Annotated in this window: 20 protein-coding genes; 11 read left to right on the top strand and 9 right to left on the bottom strand. The window is 56.5% G+C overall.

Annotation, left to right across the window (positions count from 1 at the left end):
* Nucleotides 1-12: 12 nt before the first annotated feature.
* The 5 genes from C3Z11_RS16395 to C3Z11_RS16375 all read right to left on the bottom strand — a co-directional run bounded on the left by C3Z11_RS16395 (nucleotide 13) and on the right by C3Z11_RS16375 (nucleotide 7,743).
* A complete protein-coding gene (locus tag C3Z11_RS16395) occupies nucleotides 13-1,599 on the bottom strand; it encodes a peptide ABC transporter substrate-binding protein (RefSeq protein ID WP_262927462.1) in 1,587 nt (528 codons plus the stop codon).
* A gap of 84 nt (nucleotides 1,600-1,683) precedes the next feature.
* The gene (locus tag C3Z11_RS16390) at nucleotides 1,684-3,267 is read right to left on the bottom strand and encodes a peptide ABC transporter substrate-binding protein (protein WP_106478992.1); all 1,584 of its coding nucleotides are present in this window, start codon (nucleotides 3,265-3,267) and stop codon (nucleotides 1,684-1,686) included.
* Nucleotides 3,264-4,283 carry a C40 family peptidase gene (locus C3Z11_RS16385; protein WP_106478991.1) on the bottom strand — a complete coding sequence of 340 codons (1,020 nt, stop codon included), beginning with the start codon at nucleotides 4,281-4,283 and terminating at the stop codon, nucleotides 3,264-3,266. The genes C3Z11_RS16390 and C3Z11_RS16385 overlap by 4 nt, the downstream gene beginning before the upstream one ends.
* A gap of 76 nt (nucleotides 4,284-4,359) precedes the next feature.
* Entirely contained in the window at nucleotides 4,360-5,943 is a 1,584-nt protein-coding gene (locus tag C3Z11_RS16380; protein WP_106478990.1) for a peptide ABC transporter substrate-binding protein, read from the bottom strand.
* A gap of 195 nt (nucleotides 5,944-6,138) precedes the next feature.
* Complete coding sequence (locus C3Z11_RS16375) at nucleotides 6,139-7,743, bottom strand: peptide ABC transporter substrate-binding protein (RefSeq protein ID WP_262927461.1); 1,605 nt, start codon at nucleotides 7,741-7,743, stop codon at nucleotides 6,139-6,141.
* 312 nt (nucleotides 7,744-8,055) lie between these two features.
* Here C3Z11_RS16375 and prfB point away from each other — a divergent pair.
* The 7 genes from prfB (at nucleotide 8,056) to rimI (ending at nucleotide 14,728) form a co-directional block, all read left to right on the top strand.
* Nucleotides 8,056-9,154, top strand: a protein-coding gene (prfB, locus tag C3Z11_RS16365; protein WP_106478988.1) for a peptide chain release factor 2 whose coding sequence is annotated in 2 segments (ribosomal slippage) — nucleotides 8,056-8,130 and nucleotides 8,132-9,154 — 1,098 coding nt in all. Because the reading frame shifts where the segments join, the coding sequence is not laid out codon by codon here.
* 190 nt (nucleotides 9,155-9,344) lie between these two features.
* Nucleotides 9,345-10,853 (top strand): lysine--tRNA ligase, encoded by a 1,509-nt coding sequence (lysS, locus tag C3Z11_RS16360; protein ID WP_106478987.1) that lies wholly within the window; start codon nucleotides 9,345-9,347, stop codon nucleotides 10,851-10,853.
* A gap of 248 nt (nucleotides 10,854-11,101) precedes the next feature.
* On the top strand, nucleotides 11,102-11,491 hold the full coding sequence (locus C3Z11_RS16355; protein WP_106478986.1) for a hypothetical protein: 390 nt from the start codon (nucleotides 11,102-11,104) through the stop codon (nucleotides 11,489-11,491).
* A gap of 38 nt (nucleotides 11,492-11,529) precedes the next feature.
* Complete coding sequence (locus C3Z11_RS16350; RefSeq protein ID WP_106478985.1) at nucleotides 11,530-12,936, top strand: DHA2 family efflux MFS transporter permease subunit; 1,407 nt, start codon at nucleotides 11,530-11,532, stop codon at nucleotides 12,934-12,936.
* A gap of 104 nt (nucleotides 12,937-13,040) precedes the next feature.
* Nucleotides 13,041-13,352, top strand: a complete 312-nt coding sequence (locus C3Z11_RS16345; RefSeq protein ID WP_106478984.1) for a BolA family protein — start codon at nucleotides 13,041-13,043, stop codon at nucleotides 13,350-13,352.
* Nucleotides 13,353-13,407: 55 nt separating this feature from the next.
* Entirely contained in the window at nucleotides 13,408-14,286 is an 879-nt protein-coding gene (locus tag C3Z11_RS16340) for a hypothetical protein (RefSeq protein ID WP_106478983.1), read from the top strand.
* Complete coding sequence (gene rimI, locus C3Z11_RS16335) at nucleotides 14,276-14,728, top strand: ribosomal protein S18-alanine N-acetyltransferase (protein ID WP_106478982.1); 453 nt, start codon at nucleotides 14,276-14,278, stop codon at nucleotides 14,726-14,728. Before C3Z11_RS16340 ends, rimI begins: the two co-directional genes overlap by 11 nt.
* 9 nt (nucleotides 14,729-14,737) lie before the next feature.
* Here the strand turns inward: rimI and C3Z11_RS16330 are convergent, their stop codons facing one another.
* Nucleotides 14,738-14,932: a cell division protein ZapB gene (locus C3Z11_RS16330; protein ID WP_106478981.1), complete on the bottom strand. Its 195-nt coding sequence runs from the start codon at nucleotides 14,930-14,932 to the stop codon at nucleotides 14,738-14,740.
* Between the two features lie 50 nt (nucleotides 14,933-14,982).
* Nucleotides 14,983-15,663, bottom strand: a complete 681-nt coding sequence (gene rsmD, locus C3Z11_RS16325) for a 16S rRNA (guanine(966)-N(2))-methyltransferase RsmD (protein ID WP_106478980.1) — start codon at nucleotides 15,661-15,663, stop codon at nucleotides 14,983-14,985.
* A gap of 204 nt (nucleotides 15,664-15,867) precedes the next feature.
* Between rsmD and ftsY the strand changes: the two genes are divergently transcribed.
* The 4 genes from ftsY (at nucleotide 15,868) to rpoH (ending at nucleotide 20,081) form a co-directional block, all read left to right on the top strand.
* Nucleotides 15,868-17,394 carry a signal recognition particle-docking protein FtsY gene (gene ftsY / locus C3Z11_RS16320; RefSeq protein ID WP_106478979.1) on the top strand — a complete coding sequence of 509 codons (1,527 nt, stop codon included), beginning with the start codon at nucleotides 15,868-15,870 and terminating at the stop codon, nucleotides 17,392-17,394.
* 6 nt (nucleotides 17,395-17,400) lie between these two features.
* A complete protein-coding gene (gene ftsE, locus C3Z11_RS16315) occupies nucleotides 17,401-18,069 on the top strand; it encodes a cell division ATP-binding protein FtsE (RefSeq protein ID WP_106478978.1) in 669 nt (222 codons plus the stop codon).
* A complete protein-coding gene (gene ftsX / locus C3Z11_RS16310; RefSeq protein WP_106478977.1) occupies nucleotides 18,066-19,115 on the top strand; it encodes a permease-like cell division protein FtsX in 1,050 nt (349 codons plus the stop codon). The genes ftsE and ftsX overlap by 4 nt, the downstream gene beginning before the upstream one ends.
* A gap of 105 nt (nucleotides 19,116-19,220) precedes the next feature.
* Nucleotides 19,221-20,081 carry an RNA polymerase sigma factor RpoH gene (rpoH, locus tag C3Z11_RS16305; protein WP_106478976.1) on the top strand — a complete coding sequence of 287 codons (861 nt, stop codon included), beginning with the start codon at nucleotides 19,221-19,223 and terminating at the stop codon, nucleotides 20,079-20,081.
* A 127-nt stretch (nucleotides 20,082-20,208) separates the two neighbouring features.
* On the opposite strand, the gene slmA is transcribed toward rpoH, so the two are convergent.
* Both slmA and argB read right to left on the bottom strand, forming a co-directional pair.
* A complete protein-coding gene (gene slmA, locus C3Z11_RS16300; RefSeq protein ID WP_106478975.1) occupies nucleotides 20,209-20,826 on the bottom strand; it encodes a nucleoid occlusion factor SlmA in 618 nt (205 codons plus the stop codon).
* A gap of 64 nt (nucleotides 20,827-20,890) precedes the next feature.
* Nucleotides 20,891-21,796: an acetylglutamate kinase gene (gene argB, locus C3Z11_RS16295; RefSeq protein WP_106478974.1), complete on the bottom strand. Its 906-nt coding sequence runs from the start codon at nucleotides 21,794-21,796 to the stop codon at nucleotides 20,891-20,893.
* Between the last annotated feature and the right edge of the window lie 36 nt (nucleotides 21,797-21,832).

Below are 21,832 nucleotides of genomic sequence, written 5' to 3'. Positions count from 1 at the left end.
GTAGGGCAAGGGTTACTCCTCGATACTGATATAGCGAAGGGGGTGAACGTCCATGGGCGTGCTCTGCCAGCCCTTTACCTTGGGCGAAACCAAATAGTTCGTGACGTAATCGTAAAGGGGAAGCAGGGCATAGTCGTCAAGTAACAGTTGCTGTGCCTGAGTTATGAGCGCGGCGCGCTTGTCGGGGTCGAGCTCATGCGTGCTGCGTTCGATCAGTGCGTCATAGTCGGCGTTATGGTAGCCGGTACTATTGCCTGCAGAACCGTCCGTGGTATAGGCACCGAGAAAATCGAAGGGGTCGTTGACGGTCGCGATCATGCCATAGCGGGCGATTTCAAAATCGCCTTGATCGATAGCAGCGTAGTGAACCGCCGCTTCAGAGTTGAGCATTTGGACGTTGACGCCCAACGGTTTCCACATCGCAGCCAGCGCGACGGCAATCTTCTTGTGATCCTCGCTGGTGTTGTAACGCAGCGTCAGGGTCAACGGGTTGCCCGGACCGTAGCCGGCGTCCTTCATCAGCTGGCGGGCGCGTGTCATGCGGGCGGTCATATCCTCATCGGCGAAGGCCATCTTGCCCTTGGCACCGCCGCTGGTGACACGCGGGACCAGCCAGTAGGACGGCTGCTGGCCCATGCCGAGAATCTGTTCCGTGATGACTTCACGGCGGGTGGCCAGGTTGAGCGCCTCGCGAATCCGCTTGTCGGCCAGTGGCGTACCGTCGCGCAGACTGAACATGTAGAAATATTCGCCTACCAGCGGACCGCTTCTCAACGCATCGGGCAGGTTCTCCTTGACCCACTCATAGCGGGCCGAGGCGACACCTGAGTAGGAGATATCGATACTGCCGGCACGAAACCGATTGAGGGCACCGTTATCGTCATCGATGGGGTAGAAGATGACCTCATCGAGTTTGACTGCGTCTGCATCATAGAAGCGCGGGTTCTTCTCCAGCACGACCTGGGCTTGTGGTTGCCATTGTGTCAGCCGGAACGGACCGCTAACCACGGTCTGGTCGGGCTTGATCCAATTGTCACCCTGCGCCTTGAGATAATGTTCGGGGAGCGGTGCGGCCTCGGACATTGCCATTGACTGGAGAAAGTAAGCCGTTGGCTGGTTCAACGTAATTTCGAGTGTCCTGTCGTCGAGCACATGCACGCCGAGCGTCTCGGGTGCAGCTCGGCCAGCATTGACTGCCGGGGCATTGACGATGGCGTAGTAGAGATTGGCGTTCTGGTTAGCGATCTCGGGGCGCAGCAGGCGATGCAGCGAGAAGGCGGCGTCATGGGCAGTGATCGGCGTGCCGTCCGACCACTGGGCATCGCGCAGATGGAAGGTGTAGGTCATGCCATCTTCCGAGATATCCCACGAGGAGGCCAATCCGGGCACCAGACGGCCATCGGGACCGTAGTCCACCAGACGATCGAACAGTTCGCGCTGGATGCGCGAGTCCCACATGTTTCTTCCCTTGTGAGGATCGAGAGAGCCGGGCTCGGCGGCATTATTGATCCTGAGCGTGGCGGCCTGGGCAGTGCTTAACATGGTCGCGCCAAGGGCAAGCGATAAAAGGGTACTGCTGAATAGACGATTCAATTTCATCGTTGGTTTTCCTTGCCTGAGCGCCAGGGGAAGGGGCCTGGCGCCGGTATTGTTGTTATAGACGTACCGATAAAACAACTCAGATCAGTGCAGTAGCGTCACCCAGCGTGACAGGTGCCGGTTGATGGCATTGTCTTCCCAGCCCGAGAGCCCGGGATTGACCAGATTACGCGCCGCATCGGAGTAGACCGGTGCTAAGGCGTAATCCCCCAACGCCTGTTGTTCGGCCTGTTCCAGCAGCTGCTGGCGCTGACCATCATGGGTGGCGGCGCTGGCCTCGGCCATTAGCCGATCGAATGCTTCGCTATGGTAGCCGCCGTAATTCTTGACGTTGTCGCTCTGCAGAATACCGAGGAAGTTGCTGGCATCGTCGAAGTCGGCCACCCAGCTGGCACGGCCGATATCGAAATCGTTGCCACGTGCCATCTCGGCATAATGAACGTTGGCCTCGGCATTGACCTGCTCGATGTTGATGCCAAGGGGCTTCCACATTGCCGCTGCCGCGACCGCGATGCGGCGATGATCATCGCGGGTGTTGTAGCGCAGCTTGAGGGTTAGCGGATGGTCGGGACCGTAACCGGCCTCCTTGAGGAGCTCGCGAGCCTTTTTCATGCGTTCCTCGACGGTGGTGTCGAGCCCCGGCATGGTCTGCGCCTCGTAGTGGCTGGTGCCGGTCGGAACCAGTGCGTTGGTAGGCGCAACTGCACCCTGCAGTATCTTGTCGACGATCACGTCGCGACGCAGTGCCAGATTGAGTGCCTCGCGCACGCGTTTATCCGCGGTGGGATGGCCTTCGCGCTGGTTGAGCGCGTAGTAATAGGTCGCGAGCTGGTTATGCAAATGGACGGCGTCACCGAGATGATCCTTGAGCCACGGATAGCGCTGGGCATCGAAGTCGCGCATCACATCGAGTTCGCCGGCGCGAAAACGTGACAGGCCGGTGCTGAGATCCTCGGTAAGGTAGTAGTTGACGCCGTCGAGGGTAACCTTGTCGGCATCATGGAAGTAGGGGTTCTTGACGGTCTCGATATGGTCGTGGGAGATCCAGCGCTTGGGCATAAACGCGCCGTTGGTGACGATGTGGTCGAGCTCGGTCCAGTCATTACCGTACTGCTTGACCAGATGGCTGGGCACCGGCGCGGCGATGATGTGCGCCATCAGGGTTGGCAGGTAGGGTGTGTTGCCTTCAAGCGTCAGCACCAGGGTGTGATCGTCCTTGGCGCTTACGCCAAGCGTGCTGAGATCGGCCTCGCCCTTGTTGATTGCGGCAGCATTCTTGAGCGGGTAAAGCAGATTGGCGTAGACCGAAGCATTTTTAGGATTGAGCACGCGACGGAAGGCGAGCACGAAGTCTTCAGCGACGACCGGTTGGCCGTCGGACCACTTGGCGTCGTCGCGCAGGGTGAAGGTCCAGCTCAGACCATCTTCAGACGATGCCCATTCACTCGCCACGCCGGGCAGATAGCGGCCATCGGGCGCGAGCGTGACCAACCCTTCGAACAGATCGCCGAGCACGTCGTTGTCATACACGGCGCCGTTGACCCGTGCGGCGTCTAATGAAGAAGGCTCGCCGTAGATGCCAATGTTCAACGTGTCAGCATAAAGCGGTGTGGCAAACAGTGAGACGGTTAACACAAGGCCACTGGCCAGGCTACGGATGTTGTTCATTTTTGATGATCCGAGAGTGGGGACATTACTACGCCAGTATCGGCATGATCCGTCGTCCGGCTCGCTATGGCCTGGGGGGCTTGGGGCGGCGTGGTGTAGCGTCTCGCCGCGCACAACTCATCCGCGTATTGACTACCGGCCAGACGACAGTATTCGATGCTCTGCCCACTGGTCGGAGAATGCAACATTTGCCCGTCACCACAATAAAGCCCGACGTGCTCGATGCGCAGCCTTCCATCATGCTGGGGCCGCTCAAAGAACAGCAGATCCCCCACGGCAAGTGCGTCAAGTGCGACCGGTTGGCCTTGCTCGGCCTGGTCAATGGCATCACGAGGAATCAGGTAGCCTGCGGCCTTGAACAGGGCATGGACGAAGCCCGAACAGTCGAAGCCGAAGGCGCTGCGCCCTGACCATAAATAAGGCAGGCCGAGGAAGGCCTCGCCCATGGCAATAATCTCAGTGGCTGAACGTTGGCGTGGTGAGCCGGCATCGAACTCGACGGCGTCACGGCTGATCAGCCCGCGTCCCAGCGGTGTCATCACCTCGCATTCATCGTTGAGTTCATCTAGCAGAGGCAAACGAGTCAGGAAGCTTGTGGTGAGTGCCTCGAACTCTCCGGCAGCGCTGCGCAACGTGGCGTATGGTGTCATTACCATTGCCCAATGTTGACAGCCATGCGCGTCCCCCTTACCACGGGCCACGGGTATGAGCTGAGCGCTGCGCATCCAGCCGGGATAGCCACGCCTATCCTTCGAGGAGTGTTGCTCAGGGACGACGATGCGGCACCAACCATCGTGCTCATCGAGCACACGAACGTATTCGCCCAGCAGAGCCTGAGTGTCGATCAATTTATGCGTGCAAAGTTCGCGCCGTGCGGTGTCATCCATCGCATCAAGCCATTCACGCATCTTTACGGGTGCAGCGAGCACTGGCCGGTCGAGCGCACGCGGCGCATCCGGGCTGGCCCAGACGCCGGCTACCGCAACGTTGACGAGATGAGTAGAGGACGAATCCATGGCGCAACCTCCCTTGAGACAGCGGCATTTGCCGCTATCTCAAGGCTAGTTCAGAGGTATGAAGTGAGCCCGTAGCTTATTGCTTGATGCTGACCCAGCGTGAGGGGTGATCATCCTCGACGTTGTCCTGCCAGCCTTCAAGCTTGGGGTTCACCAGGTTGCGAGTGACGTAGTAGAGCAGCGGGACAAGCGCATAGTCGTTCATCGCCATGCTCTCTGCCTGCTCGAGCAGCTGTTCGCGCTTGTCGAGGTCGAGCGTAGTGGCAGCTTGATCCAGCAGCTTGTCGTAGTCGGGATTGGAGTAGGCGCCGTAGTTATTGCCTACGCCGGTATGCAACAGGGTGAGAAAGTTCTCTGCATCGTTATAATCGGCAACCCAACCCGCCCGGGCGACATCAAAGTCGCCTTCAGCGATCGTCTGATAGTGGACGGTTGCCTCGGCATTGGTCATCTGCACGTTGACACCGAGCGGCTTCCACATTGCGGCCAGTGCGACGGCGATCTTCTTGTGCTCATCAGCGGTGTTGTAGCGCAGCTTGAGCGTCAGCGGATGATCGGGACCGTAACCGGCTTCTTTCATCAACTGCTTGGCCTGCTTCATGCGCTCATCGATAGGCTGGCCTTTAATATCCATGGCCTGAGTTTGGTAATGATTGGTGCCAGGCGGCACGAGAGAGTAGCCAGGCAGGAATGTACTGGCCATGATCTGCTTGGAGAGCACATTACGGCGCACCGCCAGATTCAGGGCTTCGCGTACGCGTGCATCAGCTGTTGGATGCCCTTCACGCTGATTGAGTACGTAGTAGTAAGTACCCAGGAACGGACTCATGTGTGTCGCGTCAGGCAGGTTGTCCTTCAGCCACTGGTAGCGGTCGGAAGGATATTCGCGCAGGACATCAAACTCACCGGCTCGAAAGCGGGAAATGCCAGCATTGCGATCCTCGGTGGTGTAATAGTTGATCTTGTCGAGAGCGACCTGATCGGCATCGTAATACTGAGGGTTCTTGACCGCCGTGATCCGCGATTGAGAGACCCACTCGACCGGTTTAAAGGCACCGTTGGTGACGATATGGTCCATGCTCACCCAATCCTTGCCGTACTTGTCGACAACATGCTCGGGCACGGGGTAGGTAGTGTAGTGGCTGAGCAGCTGAATGAAGTAGGGCGTTGGCTGATTGAGCGTGACTTTTAACGTCTTGTCGTCAACCGCCTTGATACCTAGTGCGTCCAGCGGCTGCTTGCCGGTATTGACCGCCTCGGCGTTCTTGACCGGGTAGAGCAGATAGGCGTATTTCGACGCGCTCTTGGGATCGAGCAGATGCTGCCAGCCGAATACGAAATCTTCAGCGGTTACCGGCTCACCGTCGGACCACTTGGCATCATCGCGTAGATGAAACGTATATTCGGTACCATCTTCAGAAACATCCCAGGACGCTGCCATGCCGGGCACTTCGTTGCTTTCGGCGTCCTCCTTGACTAGCCCTTCATAAACATCCATGAGCACATCGGATTCCCACGTGCCGCCGGAAACCTGAGAAATATCGAAGGATGCCAGTTCACCCATAACGCCGATGTTGAGCGTTTGTGCATACAGTGGAGCCGCGAACAGGCTGGAGGAGAGCGCGAGTGCGCCGAGGACTAAGCGGGGATTACGGAGCATGAATATTCATCCTGCTTGTTATTATAGATCGTGTCTGTTTGTTGATATCGCGTCGACGTTGTGTGTCAGAGCGAGATAATAGCGAACCATCACTCCAGAGAGGGTGATGTGTCCATTTTAAATTTTAAATAGGTCATGCAAATAATGAATAGCCCTGCCATGACGGGCCCTGGCAGGGCGTATTTGGCCTGAGCGCTAGAAGCTGACCCAGCGCGAGGCGTGCATGTCCAGGGCGTTGTCTTCCCATCCACTGAGTTCAGGATTGACCAGATTGCGGGAGGCATAGGTGTAGATCGGTGCCAGCGGATAGTCACTGAGGCCCAGCTGTTCGGCCTGTTCCATCAGTGCTTCGCGCTTGTCCGCGTTGAGTTCGCGATTGGACTGTTCCATTAGCTGCTTGTACTTGGCGTTATCGTAGTCGCCGTAATTGTTGGTTTCGGCGGACAGCAGCTGCAGGAAGTTCTGGGCATCATCGTAGCTTGAGATCCACGCGGCACGGGCGACTTGAAAATCCCCTTCCATCAGATCGGCATAGTGCACGCTGGCTTCGGTATTGCGCAGCGTGACATCAACGCCGAGAGGCTTCCACATGGCCGCGACGGCAACAGCGATGCGTTGATGCTCATCGCCGGAGTTGAAGCGCAGCGTTAGCTTGAGCGGGTTATCGGGACCATAACCGGCCTCCTGCATCAGGGCGCGCGCCTGTTGCATGCGCTTTTTCATTGAGGCATCAAGGCCAGGCTGCGACTGCGGCGTGTAATGATCGGTGCCGGTCGGAACCAGGGCGTGAGATGGTTCGACCGCGCCCTTGAGCAGCTGATTGGCGATCACGTCACGACGAATGGCCAAGCTCAATGCCTGACGCACACGCTTGTCAGCGGTAGGCTCGCCATCACGCAGGTTGAAAACGTAGTAATAGCTGCCAAGGGACGGCGCAATATGCGTCGCCTCGGCAAGGTGCTCTTTCAGCCATGGATACTGGGCGGCGGGATAGTCACGCAGCACGTCGAGACCGCCAGCGCGAAAGCGCTGAATGCCGGCATTTTTATCTTCCAGCGGATAGTAGGTCACGCCGTCAAGGGACACCTGATCGGCCGCATGAAAATCAGGATTCTTGATGGTGTCGAGTTCGGTGTTGGGCACCCACGTGGTTGGCTTGAACGCACCATTGACGACGATATGAGCGGGGTCGCTCCAGTCATCGCCGTATTGTTCGACGACGTGCCGCGGCATAGGGTAGGCGAACGGCAGAACCAACGTCTTGAGGAAATAGACGGTCGGCTCGGTCAGCGTGATCTGCAATGTCTTGCCGTCATCAAGGGATTTGACGCCAAGGCTGTCGAGCGGCTGCTTGCCCGCGTTGATCGCTTCAGCGTTCACTACCGGATAGAGGCGGTGGGCATAGTTGGAGGCGTTCTTGGGGTCAACCTGATAGCGGTAAGCGAAGACGAAGTCGTCGGCAGTGACAGGCGTACCGTCTGACCATTTAGCGTCACGCAGATGAAACGTGTAAACCTTGCCATCATCAGAGATATCCCAGGACTCGGCCATGCCAGGAATGATCTTGCCCTCGGCATTGATGGCGATCGGGCCTTCAAAGATATCGCGCAGTATGTCCTCTTCCCACACGCCGCCGACGATCTTGGCGGGACTTAGCGAGGCAGGCTCGCCGCTGATACCTACCTTGAGCGTTGCTGCGTAAAGCGGGGTGGCGGTGAGTCCTGCTGACAATGCAAGTGCGGTAACCCAAGAGCGGTATCGAATCATCATCTTTACCCTGCGGCGGCTGTTGTTAGTCATGGCTTCGCCATAGTATACGTGGCGAGGCGTCGATCAGTGGGGAGCCCATCGACGCATTGTGTCGTGTTCTGCCTATTGTGGTTACTACGCCTCGTGTTGTGCCAGTCTAAATCGTATTTAGTGCCCGCTGAGTCGCGACGCAGGATGACGACCTGACAGCCGTTGGCTACAATAGACGGTCTTTTCCGTACCGAATCGTTTCTCTCGCCAGACGCATCGTCACGCTTGCCGTCAGTGCTTGTCATCCCGACGCAAGGCATTGCAACAAAAGATGCGGCTGCCCAAGTGACCCGGTAACCAATCGAGAGCTTCATGCAAGAAATCAATCCGATCAACAACCTCATCAAGGACCTGTCTGCACGGACAGATGTCCTGAGGGGGTATCTTTGACTATGCCGAGAAGAAAGATCGGCTAGAAGAAGTTAACCGCGAACTCGAAAATCCCAATGTCTGGAACGACCCCGAGTACGCGCAGAAGCTGGGCCGCGAACGCGCTCAGCTTGAAGATGTAGTCGACACCATCAATACGCTGGAAAGTGGCGTCAATGACAATGCCGAGCTGCTTGAACTTGCAGTAATGGAAGACGACGAGGCGACGGTGGAAGAGATCAATCGTGATCTTGCCCGCCTCGAAGAGCGTCTTGAAAAGCTTGAGTTCCGGCGCATGTTTTCCGGCGAGATGGACGCCAACAATGCCTATCTCGATATTCAGGCTGGCTCCGGCGGTACCGAGGCGCAGGACTGGGGCAACATGCTGCTGCGCATGTATTTGCGCTGGGCCGAGCACCACGGTTTCAAGACCGAGATCGTTGAACTGAGCGCCGGTGAAGTGGCGGGGATCAAGTCGGCAACGATTCATGTGCAAGGCGAATATGCTTTTGGCTGGCTACGTACCGAGACAGGTGTGCATCGCTTAGTGCGCAAGAGCCCGTTTGATTCCGGTGGCCGTCGTCATACCTCGTTTGCTTCGGTCTTTTTATCGCCGGAAGTTGACGACAGCTTTGAAGTCGATATCAACCCGGCCGATCTGCGTACCGATACCTATCGCTCCTCCGGCGCGGGGGGGCAGCACGTCAACACCACTGATTCAGCGGTGCGTATCACCCACGAACCGACCGGTGTAGTGGTGTCGTGTCAGACCCAGCGCAGCCAGCATGCCAACCGTGACTTTGCCATGAAGCAGCTCAAGGCGAAGCTCTACGAGCTGGAAATGCAAAAGCGTAATGCCGCCAAACAGCAGGCCGAGGACAGCAAGTCCGATATCGGCTGGGGCAGCCAGATTCGCTCCTATGTACTTGACGATCAGCGCATCAAGGACTTGCGCACCGGCGTACAGTCCAGTAACTGCGAAAAGGTGCTCGACGGGGATCTGGATCAGTTTATAGAAGCCAGCCTCAAGCAGGGCCTTTGAGTCAGGGCAGAAGCGCCCGACTAGTGCGCTTGCCGAGGCATTGTCATGGAGGGGACTGGCATATTTATGGGCCTCTGCGGCAGCAGTGCTGGCGTGCCCTCTACATGATTAGCCTTGGCATTGCTCATGGCGCGCCTTCAAGCAGGGCGCGACGACACCAGACAGCGTTTATCACTTATTAGGCAAAATAATGGCCAACCAAGACCAACCTCAGCACGATGAGAATCATTTGATCGCTGAGCGTCGTACCAAACTGACGGCACGCCGTGAGCGTGCGGCCGCCAACGGCACCAGTGCTTTTCCCAACGATTTTCGCCGCGACAGTCTGGCAGCGGAGCTGATCGCTGAGCTAGGTGATAAAGACAAAGAGGCACTGGAAGCGCTCGGTCGCCAGGCGTCTGTGGCCGGGCGCATCATGCGTAAGCGCGGGCCTTTTATCGTTATCCAGGACGTTTCTGCCCAGATTCAGCTCTATGTCGACAAGAAAGGGCTGGCGGAAGAGGTACTTGAGGACGTCAAGGGCTGGGACATTGGCGACATCGTCGCTGCGCAAGGCCCGGTGCATAAATCCGGCAAGGGCGATCTTTACGTGATGATGGTCGAGGCCAAGCTCCTGACCAAGAGCCTGCGGCCGCTGCCTGACAAGTTTCATGGCTTGACCGACCAGGAAAGCCGCTATCGTCAGCGCTACGTCGATTTGATCATGAATCCGGAAGTGCGCGACACCTTTAAAGTGCGGGCGGGTGTGATCGCAGCGATCCGTCAGTTCTTCACCGAGCGTGACTTCATGGAAGTCGAGACGCCGATGTTGCAGCCGATTCCTGGCGGGGCAACGGCACGGCCGTTCATTACCCACCATAATGCGCTCGATATCGACATGTATCTACGTATTGCGCCTGAGCTGTATCTCAAGCGTCTGGTGGTCGGCGGCTTCGAGCGCGTGTTCGAAATCAACCGTAACTTCCGCAACGAAGGATTATCGACACGCCATAACCCAGAGTTCACCATGCTTGAGTTCTACTGGGCCTATGCCGACTATCGTGATCTGATCGATTTGACTGAACAGTTGATCCGTTTTGCCGCCCAGAAGGTGCTGGGAACAACGACGATCAACTATCAGGGTACCGAATACGATCTGGCTCAGCCCTTCGATCGTCTGACGATGCGTGAGTCGATCCTGAAATATGGTGATGGCATCGAATCGGCAGAACTCGATACGCTGGAGAGTGCACGAGCCATTGCCGAGCGCTTGGGTCTTCAGATCAAGTCAGGCTGGGGGCTCGGTAAATTGCAGACCGAGATTTTCGAGCATGTCGCTGAACACCGCCTCGATCGTCCGACGTTCATTACCGAATATCCGGCTGAGGTTAGCCCGCTGGCGCGGCGCAACGATGCCAACCCGTTCGTGACGGATCGTTTTGAATTCTTCGTCGGCGGGCGTGAAATCGCCAATGGCTTCTCTGAGTTGAACGACGCTGAAGATCAGGCTGAACGCTTCCAGGCGCAGGTAGCTGAGAAAGACGCCGGCGATGTTGAGGCAATGTATTTTGACGCCGACTATGTGCGTGCGCTGGAATACGGGATGCCGCCCACGGCAGGCGAAGGTATCGGTATTGACCGTCTGGTGATGCTGCTGACCGATAGCCCGTCGATTCGTGACGTACTGTTGTTCCCGGCGATGCGACCCGTGGCGGAATAATACAAGGCGTTGATCAGGCCCGGCCAGGCTGAGCATGTGATGATGGAAGGCCTGATGAATGATTTTTATTCAGGTACCTTTCTCGCTTTACGCTCTGCCTGGTCTCAGGCTTTAGGCTTTTCTCGCCGGTGTGTTCGGGTGGTGCGTCTTTTGTTTGGACAGCTACGCTAGGTATGACCATAATGAGCGCCGCGACCTTGATTATGTCGAGGTCCATTCGTGTCGAGATGACCACCGAGGAGTGTGCGATGAAACTGGTGAACCGCTCTGCACTGAGCGTCAAGCCTACACAGGCGTTCGTCGATTGGATCAACCTACTCGAACCGACCGAAGAAGGCGATGACCTGACCCTCAGCGATGTCGATCAGGAGAGTACTGTCTATCTCATCCCCGAGATGGATACAGAGGAAGCCCTTCATACCTATGTGCGTGAACGCTATCTCGACATTCTCGAAAATGAGCTCAGTGCCTGGGAAGAAGATTACCGCATGTGGCCTGATGCCCTCGACTGGGAACTGTTTGAGCGTTTCCTGCTCGTGGAGTTCAGCTATTTAAGCGTTGATCTCGACGATGACACCCCGCTTGAAAGTTCGGTGATAGAAGAGGATGACCTTCTCCTCGACAATGAAGAGGATTAAGATAGCGGACGCCATGCCTAAATGAGAATGAGACTTACGTGAGTCAACTGTTTTCCTGGCGCCCTGATGATGATGGCCTTCCCCCCAAACAGCGTGCTCTTGCCATGCTGGTGCTTATGGTGGGAACGCTTATGGCGGTACTGGATACCAATATCGTCAATATTGCGCTACCTACCATCGCTGACCAGCTTAATGTTTCCTCTTCCGTATCTGTTTGGGTCATCAATGTCTACCAACTGGTAGGCGCTGCTTCGATTCTTGCTTTTGCTGCGCTCGGATACCGTATCGGGCGTTATCGGCTCTACATTGGTGGGCTGTTCTTCTTTACTCTGGCATCGCTTGGCTGTGCTCTGTCGCCTTCGATTGCATGGCTGGTGGGGTGCCGAGCCATACAGGGGTTGGGGGCGGCGGCCATGATGAGTATCGGGCCATCACTATATCGGCTTATCTTCCCGGCCCGTCTGTTAGGGCGCGCGCTGGGACTTTCTGCGTTGACCGTGGCCTTGGGCGTGGCGGCTGGACCGGCTATTGGTGGACTGATTCTGGCTGTCGCCAGTTGGCCATGGCTATTTATCATTAATATTCCGGCCGGGGCAGTATTGTTCTTCGTCGCGATAAAGGCATTGCCTTTTGAACATGGCAATCAGCGTGCTTTCGATGTGCCGGGCGCCATACTGTCGGCACTTGCGCTGGGCGCTTTCGTGATCATGGTCGATGCGCTGTCACATACTCACGAGATGTGGCGCATCATCGGACTGCTTGTCCTCAGTATTGCCGCCGCTGTTGCTTTCATTATTCGCCAGCGTCGCTACAGCAACCCCTTGCTACCCTTGGTCATTTTCAGCGAGCCGCGCTTTTCGATGGCGGCGATAACCTCGCTGTTTTCTTTTGTTGCTCAAGGCATGACCTTTATCAGCCTGCCGTTTCTGTTCCAGAGCGTACAGGACTACACGCCGCTTGAGTCGGCATTGCTATTTACCCCGTGGCCACTCGCGATCATGATTGCAGCCCCTAACGCCGGGCGGCTTGCTGATCGTATCCGGCCTCCGATTCTATCAACTATCGGATTGGCGCTGCTAAGTGCGGGGATCGTGTCGCTGGCCTTGCTGAGTGAATCCCCGTCAGTCATCGATATTGTTTGGCGTACCGCGCTGTGCGGATTGGGCTTTGGTTTTTTCCAGTCGCCGAATAATCGTGAGTTGCTGGGAAGCTTGCCACCGGAGCGCAGCGGTAGTGCTTCCGGCGTGATGGCAAGCGTGCGAACGTTTGGACAGTCAATCGGTGCTGCCTTGGTCGCTTTGGTGCTTGCTGGAGTAGTGAGTGCCAGTGAACATGAAGTGCCTGCCGATATCGCATTATGGATTGGTGGTTTCGCCGCTGTAACGGCTTGCCTGTTAAGTGCCTCTCGAATTGTTCTTTTCAAATCACGCGAACCAGTCGTGTGACGCTTAACACCGCCTGAGATATTGTCCGGCGCCAGCGTGTTATTTGCATGACGTACTTAAAAACAAATTTGCTCTGCTCTTTTGCCGTGCAGGAGGTAGTCTTGATGAGCATCCAGACCCAGATAGAAGAAAAGCTGCAGGCTCTGAAACCGACCGTTTTAAAGGTGGATAACGAAAGCCATATGCACCATGTGCCGCCCAATTCTGAAACGCATTTCAAGGTGATGATCGTCTCTGATCGTTTCGAGGGCTTAATGCCAGTCAAGCGACATCAGCAGGTTTATGGCTTGCTCTCTGAAGAGCTGGCTGGCCCGGTGCATGCGCTCGCCTTGCATCTCTATACGCCGCATGAATGGGAGGCAAGAGGCAACATGAGCCCCGCTTCGCCCAACTGCCGTGGCGGGGGACAAGCCTGATCTACTTAAGGCACGCTGAGTCGTTAATCTGTGCTCGAAGGGATAAGGAAGTATCATGGTAAGCGAGCCACAGCGACTGCAATATCTCGAAGCGATGGGGCTGTCAGCCTGGACGTCACGCTATCGGTTGCCCAATGCTGCTCCAACGCCTCAGTGCGAGTGGCCTGAGCTGGACGAGCCAAAGGCGCCGCCACAGGCACGCCTTCATGCTTTGCTCGATAGCCAGGCTGATTCCGGCGAGATGGGGCATCGTGCTGCTGATCGCTCGAAGACGGTTATTCGTCAGGAAAGTACTACCTCTCCGGTACGTTCAGCACGTGCCCTGCTGGAAGAGCAGGTGATGCCCGCTGTTGAAGCACCAACGCCCGTGTCTGCTAAAAATGCTGGATTAGCTGAGAGCACGTCTGATCCAGAGCCGCCACCTCTGGAACAAGCACCTAGTCGGCGTGGTGAAGCGTTGCGCTTTACGCTTCAGGTCGCAGCGCTTGATGGGCGTTGGTTATTGTTGCTACCGCAACCTGCCCCGCCTACTCAGCAGGAATTTACCCTGTTGACACGATTGATTGATACAGCAGGGATTCGCCTTGGAGTAACGCCGGAATTTTCCATGTTCAAGTGGCCAATGATGGAGAACCTGCCGGTAGGAGACGCACTTGATGATGCACGCCAGGGGTTTCTGGCGTTCATTGAAGGGCGACGTAGCCGGGGGTGGTGTCCTGAGCGGGTATTGAGCTTTGGCAACCTTGGTGATGAGCTTGAACGTGTTCTCGATTTTAGTGGCGAGCTCAAGAGACAGCATGCCTGCCTGCTGAATTTGCCTTGCTGGCATGGCCCCACGTTGGGTGAGCTTGGCAACAGTGCTGAGCACAAGCGCGCACTCTGGCCTGAGCTTGCCCGCTGGCGTGTTTGGTGGTTGGGTGACGATGAGAATTGAGCGGCTGACACTGGTAGATGTCGAGGCGCTCACGGCGCTTGATCGGATTGCTCAGCCCCATCATTCATGGCCGGCAGCGCATTTTGAAAGCGCTCTGTCGCAAGCGGCCAGTTATCAAGTGTGGGGAATCCGTGAGGATGACGAACTTGTGGGGTTTGCCGTGCTAGCCCTACAGCCCTTCGACGGGGAGCTTGAAATGATCGCTGTATCGCCAGCGCAGCGTCGTAAAGGCATGGGGCGCCGTTTACTTGATCACTGTATTGCTCAAGCGAGAAATGAAAGCAAAGAGCGCGTGCTCCTAGAGGTGCGTTCAGGCAATGCGGAGGCGGTCGCGCTTTATGAGCAGGCGGGATTCATTCGCGACGGCCGTCGACGAGATTACTATCCTCTCGCCGACGGTAAGCGTGAAGACGCGTTGTTGATGTCATTGCGTCTTGTATGACGAAGCAGGTCAGGATGACGGGTTTTCGTCCAGTTCCTTGAAGCGGGCAAGAACGCCATTCAGACGGCTTTCCCACTGTTGACGTTCGTTTTTCAAATGCTCGTTTTCCTGGCGCAGCTCATCCAATTCCATTCGCATCATCTCGATGGTTTCGACGGCGTTATGGACCTTGCTTTCGAGTTGATCGAAAAGTTCGAGACTCATGTAGTTCTCCTGGTTCGTCTTTACACTGGGGCACGCTTGCGCTCGCCAGACTACGCGCCAGGCGAGAGCTGGGCAAGAGGCAAGCGGCGGTAGAGATAAGCGTGGCTTTCACCGGCACGCGTCTGGCGATGGAGCTGCCAAGTATCAGGGACTTCTAGCATTAAGCTTGATTCAACCTCAACATAAATCATCGCCTCTGGGGCCAACCAGCCATTGGCTTCGAGGCGCGCACAGCTCTTTTCAGCCAGCCCTTTATGAAAAGGCGGGTCGAGAAAGACAACGTCGAAAGGATAACGCGCTGGCACATCGAGATAGTCCAGCGCGTCCTGCTCGACTAGGGTGGCTTCGGCCTCCTGCGTATCGGATGAGGCGCTGGGCATATGGGTAGTCAAGCCTAGCGTGGCGAGATTGTCGCGAAGCTGCTGGGCAACGGCCCGTTGCTGTTCGACAAAAATAGCATGAGCGGCACCCCGGGAAAGTGCTTCTAGTCCTAAGGCACCGCTGCCGGCATAAAGATCCAGTACGCGCTGACCGGCAACATCGAAGGCAAGCCAGTTGAACAGGGTCTCACGTACGCGATCAGGCGTAGGGCGCAGCCCAGGACTATCAAGTACCGGAAGGAGACGGCGCTTGAAGCGGCCACCAATCAGACGCAATCGTCCGCGCGCGGCATTTACTTGAGCGCGAGATCGAGACGATGAGGGGCGAGATGAAGAGTGTCTACGGTTCATGGTCGCAGGATTGTACCCTGACCCTTGGTGGGAGTGGTAGGATGAGACATAGTCTGTATTCATCAGATGTCGTGCATGGGTAAGAAAGGATCATCCATGACGACAAGACCAGCGTGCGGTAGCGTTTCTCTCTTTCTTTACCTAGAGAGAAATCGACAATGTCACCGCTCGATTTTTTGACGACTCTTTGACAGAAACGACGCCATGTTCGGTTTTTTCAAACGCAAGAAGCAAGATCAGAAGCAGCGCGAAGAAGAGCTCAAGCGGCAGCAGGAAGAAGAGGCTCGTCAGCAGGAGCAGCTGCAGGAGACTGCACTCGAAGAAGAAGCCACTGCTGTAGAGGAGCAGGAAGACGAACTTCTCGATATGGGCGAGCCGGAGCAAGCCCGCCAGCCGCAGGATAATAGACGTCATCCAGCGCAGGGTGGCGAACCCAGCCTTGGCTTTGATGAGACCGCGAAGGCACATGCCGAGCGGGACGAGAACGCTGAGGATGAGGTAGGACAAGAAGCGCCGCGGATACCCGCCGATGATCCCGCGACGGCAGCCGAAATCGCTCATAGCGAGGAGCCAGCGGCCACCTCAGAACGCGAGGACGTGACGTTACATTCTCCCGAGCCCGAGTCTCGTGCCGATGTGCCGGTCAGTCGCCCGATTCCCGGAGCGACTAGCGTCATCGATGATGACGTGACTTCAGCAAAGCGTGAAGAGGATCGGCGAGCTGCCAAGCGTGTTGAGCAAGAAACGCCACCTATGCCGACGCCTCAAGCTGCTCCGACTGAAGCCGAGGATGCGCCTAAGAAGGGCTGGTTTGCGCGTATTCGTGATGGGCTGGGCAAAACACGGGCCAACCTGACCGGTGGCTTGGCGACGCTTTTCCTGGGGCACAAGGAAATCGATGACGAGCTGATGGAAGAGCTCGAAACACGTCTGCTGATGGCTGATGTGGGTATCGAGGCTACCACGGAGATCATCGATAACCTGACCGCGCGAATTTCACGGCGTGAAGTCGATAATGCGCAGGCGCTTTATCGCGCGCTTCAGCAGGAATTAACGACCATGCTCACGCCGGTCGCCAAGGACCTGAAGCTGCCGCCCAAAGGCCAAGGGCCCTTCGTGATTCTGACAGTGGGTGTTAACGGCGTAGGCAAGACGACGACGATTGGCAAGATGGCCAAACGTTTCCAGCATCAGGGCTACAGCGTCATGATGGCGGCGGGTGACACCTTCCGCGCCGCCGCGGTTGAGCAGCTCAAGGTGTGGGGCGAGCGTAACAAGGTGCCGGTCATCGCCCAGCATACAGGGGCAGATAGTGCCTCTGTCATTTATGACGCGGTATCGGCGGCCAAGGCGCGTGGCGTTGATATTTTGATCGCTGATACGGCAGGGCGGCTGCATAACAAGGGCCATCTGATGGAGGAGCTGAAAAAAGTTCAGCGTGTGATGGCCAAGCTGGACGCAACGGCGCCCCATGAGGTCATGCTGGTGCTTGATGCCGGGACGGGACAGAACGCGATTAGTCAGGCCCAGACATTCAATGAAGCCGTACCGGTCACTGGCATTACACTGACAAAACTGGACGGCACGGCCAAGGGCGGCATCATCTTTGCCTTGGCCAAGCAGCTCGATATCCCTATCCGGTATATCGGTGTGGGTGAAACGCTCGATGATTTAAGGCCGTTCGATGCTGACGATTTCGTGCAGGCTCTCTTTGCGCAGGACAATGAGTAGTTATTCATGATTGCGTTCGAACACGTAGGTAAACGCTACGGCGGACGTTTTGAAGCGCTGGCGGGTATCAGTTTTCGTATCGGGCGAGGCGAGATGGTCTTTATGACGGGTCACTCTGGCGCGGGAAAAAGCTCGGTATTGAAGTTGTTGACCTGTCTGGAGCGCCCCTCACGTGGGCGTATCATCGTGGCAGGCCACGATTTGAATGCGCTGCATGCCAGTCAGGTGCCATTCTATCGTCGCCAGATCGGTGTTGTTTTCCAAAACCACCAGTTGCTGTTCGACCGCAGCGTCTATGACAACGTAGCGCTACCCTTGATCATTCAAGGAATGTTGCCGGCCGAAGCCTCACGACGTGTGCGTGCCGCGCTCGACAAGGTAGGGCTTTTGCATCGCGAACGTGCGTTACCCATTGAGCTTTCCGGTGGTGAGCAGCAGCGCGTGGGTATTGCCCGTGCCGTGGTCAACAAGCCGGCATTGCTGCTCGCTGACGAGCCCACGGGTAATCTCGACCCGCAGCTTTCCGCCGATATCATGCGCCTGTTCGAGGACTTCAACCGTATCGGTACCACCGTATTGATCGCCAGCCACGACTTAGCGCTGATCGCACGCTTGCGTCACCGCGTGTTGCGGCTGCGTGAGGGAAGGCTGGTGGCCGACGAGGAGGCCGCATGAGGCGTGAAGCGCCTCGGCGCCAGGCAGAGAGTTCTCGCTTGAATAACCCTCGTCGAAACGGGCGCCAAGATGGGCGTAGCGAGCGGGTATCAAGCCGTCAGGGCGCACGCAATTATCAGATTTCATTCGATAGCCGCTGGCGTGCCTGGGTGCGTCATCATCGTCAGGTAGCGGGAGAAAGTGCAAGACGCTTGCTCAAGCGTCCGCTCAGCAGCCTGTTGACCATGCTTGCCATTGCCATTGCCTTGGTATTGCCGGCTGCGCTATGGCTGGCGTTGGGAAGTGCCCAATTGATCGACAGTAGACTCGATGATACGGCACAAATGACGCTCTATCTTGATCCTGCGTTGTCTGAATCCCAAGCCATGGATGTCGCTGATCGGGTGCGCCAGCTGGATACGGTCGCCTCGACGCAATTTATTACAGCAGCCGAGGGGCTCGATGAGTTTCAGCACAGTCTGGGGCTTGATGACGCTCTGTCGATGCTGCAGGATAATCCACTACCCGCCAGCATCGTAGTAGTACCGGTTCAACGTGACCCTGAGGCGGCACAGCAGCTTGCCGTGCAGTTGGGCGCGCTGCCCGGTGTTGATGAGGCTCGTCTTGATACGGCTTGGCTTGAGCGGTTGCGCCAACTTGGTGAGCTGGGGCAGCGTGTGGTTTTGGCCTTTGCTGGCTTGTTTGGGCTAGGCGTACTCCTGGTGGTAGGCAATACTATTCGTCTGGCGGTAGAGAGCCGGCGCGAGGAGATCGAGGTGGTTACCTTGATCGGGGCTACGCATGCTTTTGTGCGTAGGCCATTTCTGTACAGTGGCGCTTGGTTTGGCCTTGGAGGTGGCGTCCTCGCTCTGATGCTGCTGACGATTGGCCGTAGTTGGTTGTCAGCGCCGATTGATGCAGTAGCGCGTAGCTATGGTTCGCACTATCTTTTGCCGGGACTTGGCTTCGAAGGGTCGGTTTTATTGCTGATTTGTAGTACTCTGCTAAGCTGGTTAGGCGCGTGGCTAGCTGTGGGGCGGCACCTTGCAGAGATCAAGCCGCGCTGATGCCTGCCTGTATACCTACTCTGTTATTAGGGAACTTACTCGCATGTTTTATGTCATAAGGTCTGACATGCGTTTTTACAAGGCCACATGGAGACATTTGCACATATGAGCACCAGTCTTCAGCCTATAGGTCATCTTTCCCCGGGGCACGACCTCAACGGCTATATTCAGGCAGTCAACCGTATTCCGGTATTGACTGCCGATGAAGAGCGCGATTTAGCTACGCGTCTTCATGAGCAGAGCGATCTTGAGGCAGCCCGTCGCCTCGTTCTCTCTCATTTACGCTTTGTAGTGCATATCGCGCGCAGTTATTCGGGATATGGACTACCGCAGGCCGATCTGATTCAGGAAGGTAACGTTGGGTTGATGAAGGCGGTCAAGCGTTTCGATCCCACGCAAGGCGTGCGGCTTGTCTCGTTTGCTGTGCACTGGATCAAGGCCGAGATTCACGAATTCGTCCTGCGTAACTGGCGTATCGTCAAAATTGCGACAACCAAGGCTCAGCGCAAATTGTTCTTCAATCTGCGTAGCGCCAAGAAGCGGCTATCGTGGCTGAACAATGACGAGGTCGAGGCGATTGCCAAGGATCTTGACGTCAAGGCTTCGGTTGTCCGGGATATGGAAGGGCGTCTTTCCGCGCACGATGCCGGTTTTGACGCGGCACCCAACGACGATGAAGAGCAAAGCTATCAGGCGCCAGTCCATTATCTGGAAGATTCGCGCTTTGACCCCGCGTCACAGCTTGAAGAGTCTGATTGGGAAGAGGATTCATCGCGTCGGCTTACAAGCGCCCTGGCGCAGCTTGATGAGCGCTCACGGGCTATTCTTCAGCACCGCTGGTTGGCTGAGCAAAAATCAACGTTGCACGAGCTTGCCGATATCTACGGTGTATCTGCTGAACGTATCCGACAGCTTGAGAAAAATGCAATGAAGAAGCTCAAGACCTATATGGGCGAAGCTGCCTGAGGTGATTGGCTTCGATACGCTAATGGTAAGTTAAGATAATGTGTTATATGAAACCCGGTGACCGGTCTGGCATCGGGTTTCTTTTGTTTTGAGTCAGAAGTAGTCGATAACGGCTATATGGCTTTCGTTAACTGGCGATACGGGTCATGTTCGTTGTTAACAACTGGTTAGCCAGAATAGTCCATTGATCCTGCCAATGTTCGGTAGGACGGCGACGGTAACCGCTGCGTACGAACTGGATGATGCGCCCCTCGGCTGTGGCCAGCATCAGGTTGGCCCCAGCAGTGACGGTGATCGGTAGACGTAACCCTTCTTTAGCCTGTGCTTCACGTAGCACCTGCTTCAGCTGTGTCTCGAAACGCTCGAACAGCTGGGTCATCCGGGCACGCAATTTGGCTGTCTCATCCTGCAGCGCATCGCCGATCAGTAAACGGCACAGCCCTGGGTTGCGCTCGGCAAAGCCTAGGAGCAGCGTCAATATGTGCCGACAGCGCGGTTCAGCTTCATCCGTTTCATCGAGAATCAGCCGAATACGCTCAAAGAGCGTCGCTTCGATGAATTCGATCAATGCTTCGAACATTTTGGCCTTGCTGGGGAAGTGGCGATAGAGAGCGGCTTCCGAAACACCGACCTGTTTAGCCAGTGCTGCCGTAGTGATTCTGCTATCCCCATCCTCCTCAAGCATGCGCGCCAGCGTCTGGAGAATCTGATCGCGGCGCGATGAGTTTTTCGTTACCTGCGTCATGAGCGTCGTTATTGGCTTATTGAGTTCTCCATCGTAGAGAGAGTCTCAGCGCTAGGCAATGCGTTCATTGCGAAGCCTTATCGGTAATCAACGTGCCGACGCCCGCGTTAGTGAAGATCTCAAGCAGTGTCGCGTGGGGAACGCGTCCATCGACGATAACAGCGCTGTTGACGCCGCCTTTCACCGCGCCGAGGGCACAGCGAATCTTGGGCAGCATGCCACCATAGATCACGCCATCCTCAATCAAGCGATCGACCGCTTCGGTCGAAAGGCCCGTCATAACCTCGCCTTCGGCGTTCATCAGCCCCGCCACGTTGGTGAGCAGCATCAACTTCTCGGCTTTGAGTGCCTCAGCAACCTTGCCGGCTACCAGATCGGCATTGATATTGTAGGAATGGCCGTGCTCGTCGACACCGATCGGGGCGATGACCGGGATATAATCAGCCTGAGACAGCATTTCGATCAGATCGGTCGAGACGTGTGCAACATCGCCGACATGGCCGATGTCGATGATCTCGGGCACGGTCATCTCGGGTGTCTTGCGCTCGACCTTGAGCTGACGGGCACGGATTTGGGCATTGTCCTTGCCGGTCAAGCCGATCGCCTTGCCGCCGGCCTGATTGATCTGATTGACAATGCTTTTGTTGACCAGCCCGCCCAGCACCATTTCAACCACATCCATCGTCTCAGCGTCGGTCACGCGCATGCCGTCGACAAAGCGTGATTCGATATTGAGGCGCTTGAGCAACTCACCGATCTGCGGCCCGCCGCCATGCACAACGACAGGATTGAGGCCGACTTCCTTGAGTAGCACCACATCACGGGCGAAAGAGTCGGTCAGCGTGTCTTCGGTCATGGCATTACCGCCGTACTTGATGACGACCGTCTTGCCTGAGAAACGCTGAATGTAGGGTAGCGCTTCGGACAGAATTTCCACGACCTGGCGCGGATCACGTTCCTGCTGGTTCATGGCGAGCTTCCTTGATATTCCAGAGATGTTTGGAGA

The sequence above is a fragment of the Phytohalomonas tamaricis genome (genome assembly GCF_003012345.1).
Classification (GTDB): Bacteria; Pseudomonadota; Gammaproteobacteria; order Pseudomonadales; family Halomonadaceae; genus Phytohalomonas; species Phytohalomonas tamaricis.
Note: the sequence above shows the minus strand (reverse complement) of the source record. Positions and strands in the feature narration are given on the sequence as shown.